The following is a 16,767-nucleotide window of genomic DNA, read 5'->3' on the forward strand; positions in this document are numbered from 1 at the left end:
GTAAGACGGGTCTCGCCAAGCTGCAATGCCCGCATGTCAGGAAATGTGACAGAAATTGTGGAAGCTTATTCGGGTAAGAGACCCCCATGACGACTATGGGTATCGATCCACAGCAGCTGACGGACGAGGTTCTCCTGCGCGAGCTGCGCCATCTCCACGCCACCCGGACCGAGACATTCCTCCACGGACCCGACGACGCGCTCGCCAACCACACCACGCGCACCGGCGAACTCGAAGCCGAATACCTGCGCCGGCATCCCCAACGCGAGATCGACCCGGGAAGGCTCCGATGATGGCCCGCGACCACGACGTCCAGGCGCTGTCCGACACCGACATCACCGTCTACGAAGCTGTCGCGGGCGGGGCCTCCACCCGCGACGAGGTGGCGCGCTCCGCCGACCTCCCCGAGGAGTCGGTACGGCAGAGCCTGGCCAAGCTCGTCGCCCAGGGCCACGTCGTCCCGCAGGGGGACGGCTTCGCCCTGGGCGAGCACACCTTCGGCCTGGACTACTGACGCCCGCGCCGCTTCATCAGGAGCGGGATCGGCGCGGTCGACATGGCGAAGGCGTAGGCGGCGAGCGGGATGACGATCGCCACCCCGGACATCGACATCACGCTCGAACACGGCAGGTCGGCGCCCATGCTGGCCAGCAGCACCATCAGCCCTGCCGCCATCGCCACCCCCGAGGCGGCCGAGATGACCAGCCCCACCAGCCGGTCGAAGACGAGCAGCTTGCCCACGGGCCCCTTGCCGTGCTCGTCGACGACGTCCTCGGCCGGCCTGACGTACGACTCGCGCAGCCTGCCGTACATGGTGCAGCTGACCGTGACGGCGGCCAGGATGAAGGTCAGCCCGAGCACGGCGAGGGCGATGGTGGTGACCTGGTCGTCGACGGCCCGGCGGGCCGCTATGTCCTGCCGGGTGTAGACGGAGTACTGGGTGCCGAGCACGGCCGAGGCGGCGTTGCGCACGGCGGTCGGGTTGGCGCCCGAGTCGAGGGTGAGCTGCAGGCCCTGCAGCTCCAGCGGCTGGAACAGCTGTGCGGCCGCCTTGGGCGTCATGCCGACCGTGCCCCTGGGCATCATCCTGGCGTCCATGTCGACGTCGATGAGCCCGGAGACGTGCAGCTTGACCGGGGTGCCCTTGGCGCTGGCGAAGGTGACGGTGTCGCCGATGCCGACGTTGAGCCGCTTGGCCGTGTCCTGATAAAGCACGATGTCTGATTGCGACGTGGGCAGGTGCCCCTCGATGAGCGGCAACATCGGCAGCCCGGAGTCCGGCAGCGCCACGGCCTGCAGCCCGGGGCTTCGGGGCGGGGCGCGGAACAGGTGCACGGGCCCGCCGCGCACCTCGCGCACGGCGTCGAGCCCGGCGATGCCGCGCAGCTTGGCGAGCTGGTGCGTCGTGGGCGGCCGCTCGTCGATGGCCGCGGGGAAGCTCGACGGCAGGACCACGAGGTCCATGCGCTCGCTGGAGAAGCACTGGGTGAAGCGGCCCTGCTCGGCGCCGTTGTTGAGCAGAGCTGCGACGATGAGGACCGATCCGGTCACCGCGGCGATCAGGCACAGTGCCAGGGAGACGACGTGTGACTTGACGCAGGTGGCCATAACGTTCCTTTCCGAGGGGTACGGAAATAACGCTATGTGACAGATATTCGCCGAATGTCACTCTGTCGGAGGATCTCCGAGCTCAGTGGTTCGCTGGGTTCTCATCGGAACGCTGATGATCCCGTGCTGGTACGCGTAGACGATGATCTCAGGACGGTGGCTGAGCCCCAGCTTGCACAGGATGCTGTCGACATGTGAGCGTACCGTCACGGGCGACAGGGACAGAATCTCCGCGATCTCGGCGTTGGGCAGGCCCGTGGCCACGAGCTGGAAGATCTCGCTCTCGCGCGGCGTCAGCTCCCCGGGCGGCGTGCTCTGGGCGGGCACCTCGTTGAGCAGCCGGTCGACCAGCCGCCTGGCGATGCGGGGGTCCACGACGACCCGCCCTTTGCCGACCTGCCCGAGGCAGCTCAGCAGGGTCTCCGACTCGGTGGCCTTCAGCAGGAAGCCGTCCGCCCCGGCCCGCAGGCCGTCGTTGACCATCTCGTCGTCGTCGAACGCCGACAGCAGAACCACGGCGGTCTGAGGGAACTCTGCCTTGATCAGGCTCGTGGCCTCGATGCCGCCCATCCCGGTCATCTGCACATCCATGAGGACGATGTCGGCGGGCGACTCGCGCAGCGCCCGCAGGGCGTCCGCCCCGTCGGACGCCTCGCCGGTCACGATGATGCTGGGCGCGGACTCCAGGATCATCCGCAGCCCGGCCCTGACCAGGTCCTGGTCGTCGACGAGGAGGACCCTCCTCTTCTCAGGCCGCATCGCGCAGCCCCCTTTCGTGCGGCAGGCGGACGGTGAGCGCGAACCCGGCGGGCCGCAGGCGGCTCGTCTCCAGCGCGCCGCCGAGCCCCCGCACCTGCTCGCGCAGCCCGGTCAGGCCGTGGCCGCCGCGCACCAGCCGGAGCCTGGCCCCGCCGCCGTCGTCCTCGACCGTCAGCCCCGTGCCGGTCTCGTCGGCTTCCAGGCGGACCGTCACCTTCGCCCCAGGCCCCGCGTGTTTGAGCGCGTTGGTCAGTCCCTCGCGCACGATGGTGTGCACGATCTGCCGCTGCTCCTTCGGCGGGGTCCCCTCGATCCGCAGATCGACGTGGAGGCCCGCCCGTTCCATGCGGGTCACCAGGGTCTTCAACCTGCCGGGCCAGGGGAGTGGCGACTGGCTGCGGAACATGGCCACCATCTCCCGCATGTCCGACAGCGCCACCTGCCCGGCCTCGACCACGTGCCGGATCGCCTGCTCGGCCGCCGCCGGGTCGCGCCCCATCGTCAGCCGGGCGCCCTCGGCCTGCACGACCATCACGCTCACGTTGTGCGCGATCGTGTCGTGCAGCTCCCGCGCGATGCGCACCCGCTCCTCGGTCACGGCGGCGCTCACGTCGTTCTCTGCCGCCTCCTCGGCCAGCAACGCGCGTTCCCTCAACGCCTGTACGGCCAGCCGCCTGGTGCCCGTGTTCCGCCCGCTCGTCCAGATGAGCACGATGGCCAGCAGGAGCGCCAGCAACATCGGCGGCGTCGAGTCCGCCGGGTAGCGGATGATCCACACGATCTGCCCCAGGCAGGCCGCGACCATGGCGGTGAGGGCGAGCCGCAGCGAGCAGAGCGCGGCCACCGAGAACAGCGACACGACCAGCCCGACGTCGGCGACGATGATCGGCCATCCGAGCGCGATCTGCAGGCACGCCACGGCGGACACGACCACGAACACGGTCAGCGGATACATCCTGCGCCACAGCAAGGGCAGCAGCGTCCCCGCGGAGAGCAGCAGCTCGACCACCGGAGCGTCGCCCACCGTGACGACGCTCATCGCCCCCACCGGCACCATCCACGCAACATCCAACAACAGCGGATATTTCTCGACAAAGCTGTCGTGCATTGAATGATCATAGATATGCGCAGGTCAGCGCCCTGAGGAGGGTCCCGATCTTGGCGTGTCCCGAAAAGACCCGACATTGCCCGGCAAAGGTGTGGCAAGTGCGCGGGGATTACCGCCCGTCACCGGGTACGGCTCGGCCAGACACGTCCGAATCGGGGGGTTCGTGGTGAAAGCACAGGTCATTGGTGGTGCGCTGTTGATGGTCAGCCTTGCCGCCTGCGGTACGGCAGGGCAGTCCGGCGGTAGCAGCGGAGCCTCGCCGTCCGGGAGTTCGAGCGCGATCGGCACGGTCGACCAGGGTTTCAAGATCGGCCTGCTGCTGCCCGAGACGAAGACGGCGCGTTACGAGAAGTTCGACAAGCCGTACATCACCGAGGCGATCAAGGGCCTCTGCCCCAAGTGCGAAGTGGTCTACAACAACGCCAACCAGGACCCGAACCAGCAACAGCAGCAGGTCGACTCCATGCTGACCAACGGCGTGAAGGTCCTGATCGTGGACGCCGTCGACGCCAAGGCCATCGCCTCGTCGATCACCAAGGCAGCGGGCCAGGGCGCCAAGATCCTCGCCTACGACCGGCTGGCCAGCGGCCCCATCGACGGCTACACCTCCTTCGACAACCTCCAGGTCGGCAAGATGCAGGGCGAGGCCCTGCTCGACGCGATCAAGGCGGGCGGCGACCCCAAGCGCGGCCCGATCGTCATGATCAACGGCTCGCCCACCGACCCGAACGCGGGCGACTTCAAGAAGGGCGCCCACTCGGTGCTCGACGGCCAGGTGACGATCGGCAAGGAGTACGACACCCCGGACTGGAGCCCCGACCAGGCCAACACCGAGGCGGCCGGCGCCTTCACCGCGCTTGGCGCCGACAAGGTCATCGGCGTCTACTCCGCCAACGACGGCATGGCCGGCGGCATCGCCAAGGCCATGTCGAACGCGGGCGTCAAGGCGGGCACCCCGCTGACCGGCCAGGACGCCGAGCTCGCCGCCATCCAGCGGATCCTGCTCGGCACCCAGACCATGACGATCTACAAGCCGATCAAGCCGGAGGCGGAGAACGCCGCCCAGATGGCGGTCGCCCTCGGCACCGGCCAGGCCGTGACCGGCACCACGACCGTGGACAACGGCACCAACAAGGCCATCCCCGCCCAGATCATCACGCCCATCGTGGTGACCAAGGACAACATCAAGGACACCGTGGTCAAGGACGGCTTCTGGACCGTGCAGGAGATCTGCACCCCGGCCGTCGAGGCCGCCTGCAAGGCGGCGGGGCTCGAGTAACGTGGCCCCCGTCCTGTCCCTGGAAGGCATCTCCAAGAGGTTCGGCGCCGTGCAGGCGCTGAGCGACGTCGAGCTCGAGGTCAACGCGGGCGAGGTCGTCGCGCTGGTCGGCGACAACGGCGCGGGCAAGTCGACCATGATCAAGGTGATCGCCGGAGTGGGACCGCCCGACGAGGGCGTCATCCGCTTCGACGGCAGACCGGTCACGATCGGCAGCCCGTCCGCCGCGCAGACGCTCGGCATCGCCACCGTCTACCAGGACCTGGCGCTGTGCGACAACCTCGACGTGGTCGGCAACCTCTACCTCGGCAACGAGCTCAGCCGCCTCGGCGTGCTCGACGAGGTGGCGATGGAGAAGCGCTCGCGCGACCTGCTCAACACGCTCTCGATCAAGATCCCGAGCGTGCGGATCCCGGTCGCCTCGCTGTCCGGCGGCCAGCGGCAGACGGTCGCCATCTCGCGCTCGCTGCTGGGCGAGCCCAAGGTGGTCATGCTCGACGAGCCGACCGCCGCGCTGGGCGTCGAGCAGACCGCGCAGGTGCTCGACCTGGTCGAACGGCTGCGCACCCAGGGGCTCGGGGTGATCCTCATCAGCCACAACATGGTCGACGTGAAGGCCGTGGCCGACAAGATCGCTGTGCTCAGGCTGGGGCGCAACAACGGCTTCTTCGACGCGCGCAGCACCACGCAGGAAGAGATCATCTCGGCGATCACGGGGGCGACCGACAACGCCGTCTCCCGCCGCAGGGCACGACACGGGGAGCAGCCATGACCGAGCCGCCTGCGGGGCCTGCCGCCGAAGCCCAGGTCGACCCGCGGCTGCTGGTCCGCGAGCAGGGGTTCGCCGGATACCTCGGCGAGTTCAAGCGGCGGGTCAAGGGTGGCGAGCTCGGCTCGCTGCCCGTGGTGGTCGGGCTGATCGTCATCTGGCTGATCTTCCAGACGCTGAACAGCCAGTTCCTGTCGGCGCAGAACCTGTCCAACCTCAGCGTCGACATCGTGGCGACCGGGCTGATCTCGGTCGGCATCGTGTTCGTGCTGCTGCTCGGCGAGATCGACCTGTCGGCAGGGGCGGTGAGCGGCGCCTGCGCAGCGGTGCTCGCCGTACTCAACGTCAACAATGGCTGGAACCCTTTCCTGGCCATCGTCGTCGCCGTCGCGGTCGGGGCGGTGATGGGGCTGATCCACGGCTTCTTCTTCGCCAAGATCGGCGTGCCGTCGTTCGTGGTGACGCTGGCCGGAATGCTCGCCTGGACCGGATTCCAGCTCTGGGTGCTCGGGCCCAACGGCACGATCAACCTGCCGGACAACGGGCTGGTCTCCGAGCTGACCAGCACCTACTTCGGCTACGTGATCGCCGCGTACGGCCTGGCCGCCGTCGCGACCGCGCTGTTCTTCTTCGTGTCGTGGGTGGGCAACAACCGGCGCAGGGCAGCGGGCATCCCGACCCGCACCATGGGCGACCTGGTCTTCCGTACGGCGGTGCTGGGCGTCGTGGCCTTCGGCGCCGCGTACGTGCTCAACCTCTACAAGGGCCTGCCGCTGGCGCTCCTGATCTTCCTGGCGGTGGTGGTGATCACCGACTTCGTGCAGCGCCGTACCCGCTATGGGCGCAGCATCTTCGCGGTCGGCGGCAACATCGAGGCGGCCAGGCGGGCAGGTATCAACGTCGCCTTCATCCGCATCTCGGTGTTCGTCATCTCCGGCTCGTTCGCCGCGATCGGCGGCATCTTCGCCGCCTCCCGCATCTCGTCGGCGAGCCAGGCGACCGGGCAGAGCAACGTGCTCATGATGGCGATCGCGGCGGCGGTGATCGGCGGCACGTCGCTGTTCGGCGGGCGCGGCACCACGTACTCGGCGCTGCTGGGCATGCTGGTCATCCAGTCGATCGCGTCGGGCATGGCGCTGCAGGGCGTGAGCAACTCCATCCAGTTCATGGTCACCGGCGCCGTGCTGCTGGCCGCGGTGGTCATCGACTCCGTCTCGCGGCGCAGCCAGAAGGCGTCCGGGCGGGCGTAGAGCGCTCACGACCCTCCAGAGAGGAGACCCTCCATCTCCTTTTGAGGGGAGATATGTGTTGGGAGGTCTCTTTTGTGAGGTGTTCTTTGAGACCTCCCCCGTTTCTAGACGCGACCGCCACTATCGAGTGATTTGACGAGATATTTCGCCGTCTGGGTGGAGGCCTCGGCCAGCGCGGCCGGGGTGCCCTCGAACACCACCTCGCCGCCCCGCTTCCCGGCGCCCGGTCCCATGTCGATGACCCAGTCGGCGTGCTTGACCACGTCGAGGTCGTGCTCCACCGCGATCACCGTGTTGCCGCCGTCGACCAGCCGGTCGAGCAGGGCCAGCAACGTGTCGACGTCGGCCATGTGCAGGCCCGTGGTCGGCTCGTCGAAGACGTACACGTTGCCGCTCTCGCGCAGCCGGTGCGCCAGCTTCAGCCGCTGACGCTCCCCGCCGGACAGCGTGCTCAGCGCCCGGCCGAGCGTGAGGTGGCCGAGGCCGAGCTCGGACAGGACCGGCACGCCGTACTCGTCTGCCGTCATCGCCAGCACGTCGGCGATCGTGCGGCCGTCGAGAGTGTGCGACAGCGCCTCCGCGCTGTAGCGGGTGCCGTGGCAGGCCTCGCACGTCGTCGTCACCGGGTCCATGAACGCGAGGTCGACCTTGATCTCGCCGCGGCCCTCGCACACCGGGCAGGCGCCCTTGGAGTTGTGGCTGAACAGCGCCGCCTCGACTCCGTTGGCCTTGGCGAAACTGCGGCGGATCTGGTCCATCAGGTTGAGGTAGGTCGCCGTGGTGGCCCTGATGGACGCGCCGATGGGCGACTGGTCGACGAACAGCGCGCCGGGCGGGAGCTGGGAGACCAGCGTGCTCTTGCCGGAACCGGCCACGCCGGTGACCGCCGTGAGCACGCCGGTCGGCACGCCTACCGTCACGCGCTTGAGGTTGTGCATGCTCGCGTTGCTGATCCTCAGCCATCCGGTGGGCTCGCGGTAGGCGGGTTTGAGCCCGGTGGGTTTCTTGAGCCTTTTGCCGGTGAGCGTGCCTGACCTGGTCAGTCCGGTGACCGTACCCTCGAACACCACCTCACCGCCCTGCGCGCCCGCGCCCGGTCCCATGTCGACGACGTGGTCGGCCAGGGCGATCACGTCGCGATCGTGCTCGACGACGAGCACGGTGTTGCCCTTGTCGCGGAGCTCCAGGAGCAGCTCGCCCAGGCGGGAGACGTCGGCGGGGTGCAGGCCGACGCTGGGCTCGTCGAAGATGTAGGTCATGCCGGTGAGGCTGCTGCCCAGGTGGCGGACGGTCTTGAGCCGCTGGGCCTCGCCGCCGGACAGCGTGCTCGTGGCCCGGTCCAGCGTGAGGTAGCCGAGCCCGATCCCGTCGATCCTCCTGAGCGCCCGCACAGCCTCAGCCACCACAGAGCCCCACGCGGACCCGCCCCCCTCACCCCCGGCGCCCGCAGGGCCGCGCACCGTGCCGCCCCCGTTGGCCCTGGCGGCTGCGGGATCGCGTTTCCCTTCGAGCCCCTTGGCTCCGGCGGTGTCGCGTGCCCCGTCGCCCGCGGGGTCGCGTACGGCGTCGCCCCCGTCGGCCTCGGCCGCCACGTCGCCCCGCTCGCACGTGGCGCCCGCGGGGCTGTGTGCCGTGTCGCTCCCTTCGGCGTCGGCCCCAGCGGGGTCGAGTGCCGTGTCGCCCCTGTTGGCCTTAGCGGCGGAGTCGCGTTTCGCGTCGAGCCCCCCGGCACCGGCGGTGGCGCGTGCCCCGTCGGCTTCGGGTGTTGAGAGCACCTCGATGAGGTCGCCGATTTCCATTGCGCAGTAGTCGGCCAGGTTGTGTTCGCCGATCCTGGAGGCGAGCGCCGCCGCGTTGAGTCGCGCGCCGCCGCACTCCGGGCACGGCGCCTCCACGACCACGCGCTTGTCCGTCGCGTCCGTGTCGCGGTTGAGGGAGAGCCGGTTGAACCGGGTGATCAGCCCCTCGTAGGCGTTGGTGCCGCTGCCTCGGGGCACCCGGATGCCGCTGCCGTACAACAGCAGGTCGCGCTCCTCCGCGGTGAAGTCCTTGATCGGCTTGTCCGGGTCGAACAGGCCGGAGCGGGCGTATAGCTGCCACGTCCACGTGCCGACCGCGTGCTGCGTCAGCGCGCCGTCGTTGAGCGACAGCTCGTCGTCCACCATGCGGGACGGGTCGGCGCGCACGGTCCTGCCGAGGCCGTCGCACTCGGGGCACATGCCGCTGGGGTCGTTGAAGGAGTAAGCGCTGGACTCGCCCGCCGACGGCATGCCGTACCGCGAGAAGAGGACCCTGAGGATCGACAGCACCTCGGTCATCGTGCCGACCGTCGAGCGCGCGTTGCCGGTCACGCGGCGCTGGTCGACGACCACGGCGGGGGTGAGGTGCGCCATGGTGGCGGCGCGCGGGCGCTCGAACCTGGGCAGGCGGTTCCTGATGAAGCTGGGATAGGTCTCGTTGAGCTGGCGCTGCGACTCCACGGCGATGGTGGCGAAGACGATCGAGGACTTGCCTGAGCCCGAGACGCCGGTGAACACGGTGAGCCGCTCCTTGGGCAGGCTCAGCGAGACGTCCTTGAGGTTGTTCTGGCGCAGGCCGGACAGCTCTATAGCTTTGGCTATACCCATAAGCCTAAGCTATACGGTGTGACTGACACTTTGGATCGGCGGGCGCGGCGGCGGGCGGAGACGCAGGACGAGATCCTGTCGTTGGCGCTGCAGGTGATGGGGGAGGAAGGCGTCGCCGGGCTGAGCCTGGCGACGGTGGCCAGGCGGTTGGGGGTGAAGCCGCCTTCGCTGTACAAGTACTTTCCGTCGAGGCATGCGGTCTATGACGCGTTGTTCCTGCGCGGGCAGCAGGCCTACCTCGACGCCGTCCGGCGGGGATCGGCGTCGTCGGCGGGGTTGGAGGGGCTGGGGGCGGCGCTGGAGTCGGGGGCGCGGTGGATCATGGAGAACCAGGTGCTGGCGCAGTTGCTGTTCTGGCGGCCGGTTCCCGGATTCGTGCCGACAGCTGCGGCTTACGAGCCTGCTCTGGAGATCCACCGCCACATGTCCGGACTTATCAGGGAAGCGGTGGCATTGGGGGAGCTGGGGCCTTTGGCGGCCTCCGAGGAAGGGCTGGCGCTGGCGCCCAGCCTCATCGCCGGGCTCATCACGCAGCAGCTCAGCAACTCGCCCGCGGACTCCTACGAGACAGGCGTCTTCACCCGGCTGGTTCCGCGCATCCCGTCGATCCTCGCGGCGGCATACCCGCCTCGGTGAGCTGGTCGTCGATCGGTCTGGCGGCTGCCCGGTTGTCGATCTCCAGGTGGTCGACCACCGGCGGCTCGTCCACCCTGATGGCCTTGAGGTAGGCGTCGAAGGCTTCGAGCTTGCCGTGATCTCTGTCCAGAGCCCTCGCGGTCAGCCGTTCGCGCAGGGTGGGGCCGTCGGAGCGTACCCAGACCAGGTGGACCGGCGGGCCGCCCAGCTCCTCGGCCCACGCCTGCCACCTGGTGCGGTCGTGGACCTGGGAGGTGAAGGGGCCGTCCAGCATCACCGGGCAACCGGTCTCCCTGATGGTTCTCGCCAGCCTGGTGAGGCCCTGGTACTCCAGGTGCTTGACGTGGTCGTCGTACCAGGCGCCTTCCCTCTCGCCGTACGGCCTGCCGTACGCGTCGAGCACCTTCGCGACGAAGTCGCCGTACACGGTGTCCTTGTCGAGCAGGGCGGGGACCGGGGTGAGCCGGGACAGGAGCGCCCTGGCCACGGTCGACTTGCCCGCCCCTGGCGGCCCGCTGACCACCCACAACGCACCGCGCTTCACGGTCGGCCCTTCACACGCTGATCCACTTCACGCCCCCTGAGAGCTCCTTAGAGAATGACTCCTCGTCTCGAGAGCGCCCTCGACTCTCCGGAGAGGAGACCCTCCTATCTCTGCGCCGCACTCAGCGGCCCTGCTCCGCTTCTACGGTCCTTTCTACGCTGATCTGCGTACACGGGAGCCGCTTGCGCGCTGACGACGCGCGGGGGGTTCGCGGACAGACTCGGCGGCATGCTGAGCCTGTTCACCCGAGCCTTCCGCGTGCCCGACCTCCGGAAGAAGATGTTGTTCACTCTGGGGATCATCGTGTTGTTCCGGATCGGGCAGATCATGCCCGCGCCCGGGGTGGACGTGGTGTCCGTGCGGGAGTGCCTCGGCGGGGCGCGCGGCGGGGTGATGGACATGCTGCAGCTGTTCAGCGGGGGCGCGATGCTGAAGCTGTCGGTGTTCGCGCTCGGCATCATGCCGTACATCACGGCCAGCATCCTGGTGCAGTTGCTGACGACGCTGATCCCGCGGCTGGAGGCCCTGCGCAAGCAGGGGCAGTCGGGGCAGGCGCGGATCACCCAATACACGCGGTATCTGACCGTCGGCCTCGCCACCCTCAACGCCACCGTGATCGTGGCGCTGGCCAGGAACGGCACGCTGATGTCCGGATGCGCCAAGCCGCTGCTGCACTCGACCTCGCTGCTGGCGGTGGTCGTGGTCGTGGTGACGATGGTGGCCGGCACGTGCGTGGTGATGTGGTTCGGCGAACTGATCACCGACAGGGGGATCGGGAACGGAATGTCCATCCTGATCTTCACCCAGGTGGTTGCGGTGTTCCCGTCGTACCTTTCGACGATCTACCTGCGCAGCCCGGTGGCGCTGGTGGTGATGCTGGTGGCCGGGGTGGTCCTGGTGGCGACGGTGGTCTTCGTCGAACAGGCCCAGCGCCGGATCCCTGTCACATACGCACGCCGTTTGGTAGGACGCCGAATGTACGGCGGGACGTCCACTTACATCCCCCTGAAGGTCAACCAGGCGGGGATCGTTCCGGTCATCTTCGCCTCGTCGTTGCTGGCGCTGCCGTCGATGGCGGCCCCGATGCTGGGCGACTCCTTCGGTGGTTGGATCCAGCGCTATCTGGTGGCCGGAGACCACCCCCTGTACATGACGGTCTACACGTTGCTGATCGTTGGGTTCACGTATTTCTACGTGTCGATCACCTTCAACCCGGTGGAGGTGGCCGACAACATGCGGAAGTACGGCGGTTTCGTCCCAGGAATCCGCCCGGGACGGCCGACAGCCCAGTACCTGGCCTACGTTCTGTCCCGGCTGACCGCGCCGGGGGCGGCGTATCTGGGTGCTTTGTCGCTGATCCCGTTGCTGGCCTTCGCCGTCCTCAAGGATCCTTCGACGCAGGCCAACTTCCCGTTCGGGGGGAGCACGGTGCTCATCATGGTGAGCGTCGGCCTGGACACCGTGAAGCAGATCGAAGCCCAACTCCAACAACGCAACTACGAAGCCCTCCTCCGCTAACCACCCCGCCTACGCTCCGCAACTCTTGCCCGCCGCCCGCCGCCCGCCGCCCGCCGCCCGCCGCCCGCCGCCCGCGACCCTGGCCCGCGAGCCGCGCCCGCCGCTCGCGAGCGACGCTTGTGACCCCGAAAACCCGACCGGCCCTCAACCCGCGCCCCTCAACCCGCGACCCGCGCCCCGCGACCCGCGCCCCGCGCCCCGCGCCCCGCGCCCCGCAACCCACGCCCGCAACCCGCGACGCGGCGCTCGCGAGTCGCGCCCGCGAGCCGCGCGAGCCACTGGCGACGCGGCGCCCGCCACTCGCGAGCGACGCTCGCGACCCGAAACCCGCGACTCCGGCCCTCACCCGCGCCCCCAGCCTCACGACCCGTGCCCCACCCACCCTCACGACCCGCGCCCACAACTCGCGACGCGGTGCTCGCGACCCCGATCCCGCCACCGTCGACCCGCAACCCGCTGCCGCGATCCACGACCCCGCGCCTCCCATCGCGCACCCCCGCCTGAGAGCGTCGACCTGCGATCCTCGTCTGGGGTCTTTCTGGGCGGTCCTTGGTGAGGAGCTCGCTACCCATCGGCCCGCCTCTTGGCCACTGGCCCGCCTCTGGGCCTCTTGGCACCGGCCCGCCTCTAGGCCTCTTGGCACCGGCCCGCCTCTGGGCCTCTTGGCTGGTCCTGGGTTGGAGGGTTAGGGGAGGGTGAGGCCGGCGCGCATGGCGAAGACGACGAGTTGGGCGCGGTCCCTCGCGTGGAGCTTGATCATGGCTCGGCTCACGTGGGTGCGGACCGTGTCCGGGCTGATGACCAGTTCCCCGGCGATCTCGTCGTTGGAGCGGCCGGTGGCCACCCACGCCACCATCTCCCGTTCGCGTGGTGTCAGCGTGTCCAGGCCCTCCACCGGCGCCACTCCGTGCCTGCCGAACAGGTCGATCACGCGCTTGGTGACCGCGGGGGACAGCAGCGCCTCACCCGACGCCACCACGCGGATCGCGCCGACCAGCTCGTCGGGGGCGCTGTCCTTGAGGAGGAAGCCGCTGGCCCCGGCCTGGAGGGCGGCGAAGACGTACTGGTCCAGGGCGAAGGTCGTCACCACCACCACCTTCGTGCCCGTCAACGTCGGATCGTCGGCGATGGCGCGTAGGGTGTCGAGTCCGTCCATGCCCGGCATGCGGATGTCGAGGAGCAGGACATCTGGGGTGGTGGTTTTGAGGAGCTTCAGGGCTTGGGCGCCGTCTGAGGCTTCGCCGACGCACTCGAGGTCGGGCTCGCGTTCGATCAGTGCTCGCAGGCCCATACGGACCACGGCCTGGTCGTCGGCGATCGCCACTCGGACCTGCCGTCCCACGCTTTCCTGCGGGGATTCCACCCCGGTCATGCCTCCCACACGCCACGGTCCCCGCGCCGCACACCATCCGCGACCACCTCGTGGTCCGCTGTCAGGTCGTGGGCGGTCAAGGGGTTCGTCGCCGCGTTCAGGTCGGTCACCGCGTTTGGGTCGGTCACCGCGTTGAGGTCAGTCACCGCGTTGAGGTCAGTCACCGCGTTGGGTCCTGTCGACCCATGGGGACATGCGGCTGCATCTGGGCGGGTCGCCGCATCGGGCAGTACCGCCACGTCGGGGTGGCTCGCTCGGGCGGTCTGCGCCACCGGGTCGAGGCGGGTCGCCGCGTCGGGCAGGCGAGTTGCTGAGGCGGCGTGTGCTGACTTCGCGATGGAGGGAGCCGTCTGTCGGGGTGTGGTGGTCTCGGGGGTTTCGAGGGGGTTCTGGGGGGTTCGGGGCTGGGGGAAGCGGGCTTCGACGGTGAAGCCGCCGTCCGGGCGGGGGCCTGCCGTGAAGTGGCCGCCTGCGGCTGTGACGTGGGCGCGCATGCCCTTCACGCCCCGTCCCTCCGTCACGCCCTTCCACGGTACGGCGGTGCCGTGGTCGGCGACCTCCAGGACGAAGGCGCACGGGTCGTTGGCCAGCCGTACCGAAGCGCTGGCAGTGCCCGCGTGGCGCAGGACGTTGGTGAGGGACTCGCGGACCACACGGAAGACCGTTCCGCGCAGGTGGGCGGGGATGGGGGAGGCGGCGGGCTCGAAATCCACCCGCAGCCCCGCTGCCCGCACGCCGTCGATGAGCTTCACCAGGTCGTCCGGGTCGGGGGCGGGGTCGATGGTGTCGAGGGCGGCGCGCAGGTGGGCCAGGGCTTCGGTGCTGGTGTCGCGGATGGCTTCCAGGGAGGCGCGGGCCTGCGCCGGGTTCTCGTCGAACATCAGCAGGGCGAGTTTGGCCTGCATGGCGATCGCGGCCAGGCCGTGTCCTGCCGCGTCGTGCACCTCACCCGCGATCCGCGCCCGCTCCACGGCCAACTGCCCCTGTTCGGCATCGCCGTCCGTGACCCGTGCGTCGGCGTCGAAGGGTGTCCGGAGGTCGAGTTGGGTGGTGTCAGGAGGGGAGGCGAAGAGGCGTCCGTAGGCGGCGCCGTCCTTGAAGGACACGGTCCCGTGGGTGCCGTAGGTCGTGGCGCCGGGTGCAGGCGGGGGCAGGGTGCTGTGGCCGGACGGAGTGCCGTGTGTGGCGGCGTGTCCGGGTGGGGCGCCCAGCGCCGTGTGCGCATCCAGGGCACCGCGCGCGGGCGGGGCGCCCAACGCGGTGTGCGCATCCAGGGTGCCGCGCGCATCCAGGGTGCCGCGCGCGGTCAGGGTGCCGCGGGCGGGTGGGGTGGCCTGCGTGGTGTGGGTGGCCAGGGCGTCGCGTCCTGCTGGGGTGCCCTGGGCGGGTGGGGTGGTGGTGTAGGTGGTGTCCGGCGGTGGGGAGGGGTTGGCGGCCGCTGCGGCCGCCGCCCGTGCCTGGGCCAGCCCGCTGAACGACCACGGAACGGCCAGCCACCCCGCCCACGCCAGCATCACCACCACGGGCACGTCGCCCGCCCTGGTGAGCCGTGACAGCGTCCGCCGCAGACGGCCGCTCTCGTGCCTGTGCTCGGTCACCGTCCCCCGCCCGGTCAGACTGGTATCGCTCCGATCCTAGACGGTCCTGTTCGACGGCGGCCCATCCAAACCCCACGTAATGATCTTGACAGGCCGGATCCTGAGGAGCTCCCGGCTGAACCCGGGCACCGGCGGCTCCACGTCGGTCAGCGCCTCGGCCACCCCCCGGATCTCCACCCCCCGCACCGTCCACGGGTTGAACGAGACCAGGTCGTCCACGACGAGGGCGACCGTGCTCCCCGCCTGGACGTTGCGGAACTTCTTGGACTCGCCCAGCCCGTGCCCGCCGATGTCGATGCACTTCTCATCGGGGTTGTAGAAGAATCCGACAGGGCTGTTCTGCACCTGTCCCGTCGGCGACACGGTTGCCAGCCGCCCCAGGCTCTGGGTGGCGAAGTAGTCGAGTTCTGCCTGCGTGAAGGTCATGTCCCCAGCGTGCAACCTCAAGCGCGCTTGAGGTCAAGCACCTCGCGATCGACCACCCCGGGCGCCAGCGCGTGCTCGATCACCATGACCGCCGCGCCGATCACGCCCGCCCGGTCGCCCAGCTCGCTGGTGCGGATCGACAGGTGCTGCGTCGCCAGCGGCAGCGACCGCAGGTAGATCACCTCGCGCACCCCGGCGAGCACGTGCTCGCCCGCCTCGGCGATGTCGCCGCCGATGACGATGACGGCCGGGTTGAAGAAGTTCACGATCGTGGCCAGCACGTCGCCCACCTCGCGCCCGGCCTGCCTGATGAGCTGGACGGCCTGCGTGTTGCCCGAGCGGACGAGCCCGACGACCTCCCGGCTGTTGGACGCGGGAACCCCCGCCTCGGTGAGCCGCGCGGACAGTGCCGCGCCTCCGGCCACGGCCTCCAGGCAGCCGGTGTTGCCGCAGCGGCACACCACGTCGGCTGCCGACGAGACGCGCACGTGCCCGATGTCGCCCGCCGCGCCCTGGGCGCCCCGGTGCAGGCGGCGGTCGGAGATGATGCCGCAGCCGATGCCCGTGCCGATCTTGACGAAGATCAGCTGGTCGGCCTCCGGCCTGGCCGCCCGGTGCTCGCCGAGCGCCATGATGTTGACGTCGTTGTCCACGAGTACGGCGGCGCCGAGCCGTTCGCCCAGCCACTCGGGCACGGGGAACGCGTCCCAGCCCGGCATGATCGGCGGGCTGATCGGCCGCCCCGAGGCGTGCTCCACCGGTCCGGGCAGCCCGACGCCCACCCCGCACACCTGGTCCAGGGTGTGCCCGCTCTCGCGCAGCAGCTCCAGGCACGTGTCGACGAGCCAGGAGAGCACCGGCTCGGGCCCGCGGTCTATGGGCAGGTCCGCGGTGCGTTCAGCGAGGATCGTGGTGCCCAGGTCGGTCACCGCGACCCTGGCGTGGGTGGCGCCGAGGTCGGCGGCGAGGGCGACGCGCGCGGCCTGGTTGAAGGTGAAGGCGACGGCCGGGCGGCCGCCCGAGGAGATGGCGTCCTCGGCCGGCACGATCCACTGCCTGCTGAGCAGCGCGTCGAGCCGCTGCGAGACGGTGGACCTGGCCAGGCCGGTGATCTCGACCAGCTCGGCGCGGGTGCGCGCCTGCCCGTCGCGCAGGATGGCCAGCAGCGCTCCCGCGCCCGTTTCGTTGAGCATGCCCTTCCGTTCTCTCGCCCTGAGGGATATATCGGATTGAATCATGCTTTTGCGTGGCCTTCGGCGGAAGAAGGGGCAGC

16 protein-coding genes are annotated in these 16,767 nt (G+C 69.7%); 7 read left to right on the forward strand and 9 right to left on the reverse strand.

Features of this window, described 5'->3' with window-relative positions; genetic code table 11:
• Positions 1-86 precede the first annotated feature (86 nt).
• Positions 87-293 (forward strand): DUF6158 family protein, encoded by a 207-nt coding sequence (locus ACIBG8_RS52960; RefSeq protein ID WP_397351037.1) that lies wholly within the window; start codon positions 87-89, stop codon positions 291-293.
• A complete protein-coding gene (locus ACIBG8_RS52965) occupies positions 290-514 on the forward strand; it encodes a hypothetical protein (protein WP_397351038.1) in 225 nt (74 codons plus the stop codon). Before ACIBG8_RS52960 ends, ACIBG8_RS52965 begins: the two co-directional genes overlap by 4 nt.
• On the opposite strand, the gene ACIBG8_RS52970 is transcribed toward ACIBG8_RS52965, so the two are convergent.
• From ACIBG8_RS52970 to ACIBG8_RS52980, 3 genes are read right to left on the reverse strand one after another with little or no spacing between them, the layout of a single operon-like run.
• Entirely contained in the window at positions 508-1,608 is a 1,101-nt protein-coding gene (locus ACIBG8_RS52970) for a hypothetical protein (RefSeq protein ID WP_397351039.1), read from the reverse strand. The two genes, ACIBG8_RS52965 and ACIBG8_RS52970, sit on opposite strands and share 7 nt — an antisense overlap.
• Positions 1,609-1,665: 57 nt before the next feature.
• Positions 1,666-2,367 carry a response regulator gene (locus ACIBG8_RS52975; protein ID WP_397351041.1) on the reverse strand — a complete coding sequence of 234 codons (702 nt, stop codon included), beginning with the start codon at positions 2,365-2,367 and terminating at the stop codon, positions 1,666-1,668.
• On the reverse strand, positions 2,357-3,475 hold the full coding sequence (locus ACIBG8_RS52980) for a sensor histidine kinase (RefSeq protein WP_397351042.1): 1,119 nt from the start codon (positions 3,473-3,475) through the stop codon (positions 2,357-2,359). The genes ACIBG8_RS52975 and ACIBG8_RS52980 overlap by 11 nt, the downstream gene beginning before the upstream one ends.
• Before the next feature lie 199 nt (positions 3,476-3,674).
• Between ACIBG8_RS52980 and ACIBG8_RS52985 the strand changes: the two genes are divergently transcribed.
• The 3 genes from ACIBG8_RS52985 to ACIBG8_RS52995 are packed head-to-tail and all read left to right on the forward strand — an operon-like array spanning position 3,675 to position 6,773.
• The gene (locus ACIBG8_RS52985; protein ID WP_397351223.1) at positions 3,675-4,754 is read left to right on the forward strand and encodes a sugar ABC transporter substrate-binding protein; all 1,080 of its coding nucleotides are present in this window, start codon (positions 3,675-3,677) and stop codon (positions 4,752-4,754) included.
• Between the two features lies 1 nt (position 4,755).
• Positions 4,756-5,526 carry an ATP-binding cassette domain-containing protein gene (locus ACIBG8_RS52990; RefSeq protein ID WP_397351043.1) on the forward strand — a complete coding sequence of 257 codons (771 nt, stop codon included), beginning with the start codon at positions 4,756-4,758 and terminating at the stop codon, positions 5,524-5,526.
• A complete protein-coding gene (locus tag ACIBG8_RS52995; RefSeq protein WP_397351044.1) occupies positions 5,523-6,773 on the forward strand; it encodes a sugar ABC transporter permease in 1,251 nt (416 codons plus the stop codon). The genes ACIBG8_RS52990 and ACIBG8_RS52995 overlap by 4 nt, the downstream gene beginning before the upstream one ends.
• A gap of 104 nt (positions 6,774-6,877) precedes the next feature.
• On the opposite strand, the gene ACIBG8_RS53000 is transcribed toward ACIBG8_RS52995, so the two are convergent.
• Positions 6,878-9,400 (reverse strand): ATP-binding cassette domain-containing protein, encoded by a 2,523-nt coding sequence (locus ACIBG8_RS53000; protein WP_397351045.1) that lies wholly within the window; start codon positions 9,398-9,400, stop codon positions 6,878-6,880.
• An 18-nt stretch (positions 9,401-9,418) separates the two neighbouring features.
• Between ACIBG8_RS53000 and ACIBG8_RS53005 the strand changes: the two genes are divergently transcribed.
• Positions 9,419-10,036: a TetR/AcrR family transcriptional regulator gene (locus tag ACIBG8_RS53005; protein ID WP_397351047.1), complete on the forward strand. Its 618-nt coding sequence runs from the start codon at positions 9,419-9,421 to the stop codon at positions 10,034-10,036.
• Here ACIBG8_RS53005 and ACIBG8_RS53010 read toward each other — a convergent pair.
• Positions 9,978-10,580 (reverse strand): AAA family ATPase, encoded by a 603-nt coding sequence (locus ACIBG8_RS53010; RefSeq protein ID WP_397351048.1) that lies wholly within the window; start codon positions 10,578-10,580, stop codon positions 9,978-9,980. The genes ACIBG8_RS53005 and ACIBG8_RS53010 overlap by 59 nt on opposite strands.
• A 228-nt stretch (positions 10,581-10,808) precedes the next feature.
• Between ACIBG8_RS53010 and secY the strand changes: the two genes are divergently transcribed.
• Positions 10,809-12,098, forward strand: a complete 1,290-nt coding sequence (gene secY, locus ACIBG8_RS53015) for a preprotein translocase subunit SecY (protein WP_397351049.1) — start codon at positions 10,809-10,811, stop codon at positions 12,096-12,098.
• Positions 12,099-12,783: 685 nt separating this feature from the next.
• Here the strand turns inward: secY and ACIBG8_RS53020 are convergent.
• From ACIBG8_RS53020 to ACIBG8_RS53035, 4 genes are read right to left on the reverse strand one after another with little or no spacing between them, the layout of a single operon-like run.
• A complete protein-coding gene (locus ACIBG8_RS53020) occupies positions 12,784-13,470 on the reverse strand; it encodes a response regulator (RefSeq protein ID WP_397351050.1) in 687 nt (228 codons plus the stop codon).
• Entirely contained in the window at positions 13,467-15,068 is a 1,602-nt protein-coding gene (locus tag ACIBG8_RS53025) for a sensor histidine kinase (protein ID WP_397351051.1), read from the reverse strand. Before ACIBG8_RS53025 ends, ACIBG8_RS53020 begins: the two co-directional genes overlap by 4 nt.
• 36 nt (positions 15,069-15,104) lie before the next feature.
• Complete coding sequence (locus ACIBG8_RS53030; RefSeq protein ID WP_397351052.1) at positions 15,105-15,494, reverse strand: PPOX class F420-dependent oxidoreductase; 390 nt, start codon at positions 15,492-15,494, stop codon at positions 15,105-15,107.
• A 17-nt stretch (positions 15,495-15,511) separates the two neighbouring features.
• Positions 15,512-16,687 (reverse strand): ROK family protein, encoded by a 1,176-nt coding sequence (locus ACIBG8_RS53035; RefSeq protein ID WP_397351053.1) that lies wholly within the window; start codon positions 16,685-16,687, stop codon positions 15,512-15,514.
• Between the last annotated feature and the right edge of the window lie 80 nt (positions 16,688-16,767).

It is taken from the genome of Nonomuraea sp. NPDC050556 (genome assembly GCF_044457355.1).
GTDB lineage: Bacteria > Actinomycetota > Actinomycetes > Streptosporangiales > Streptosporangiaceae > Nonomuraea.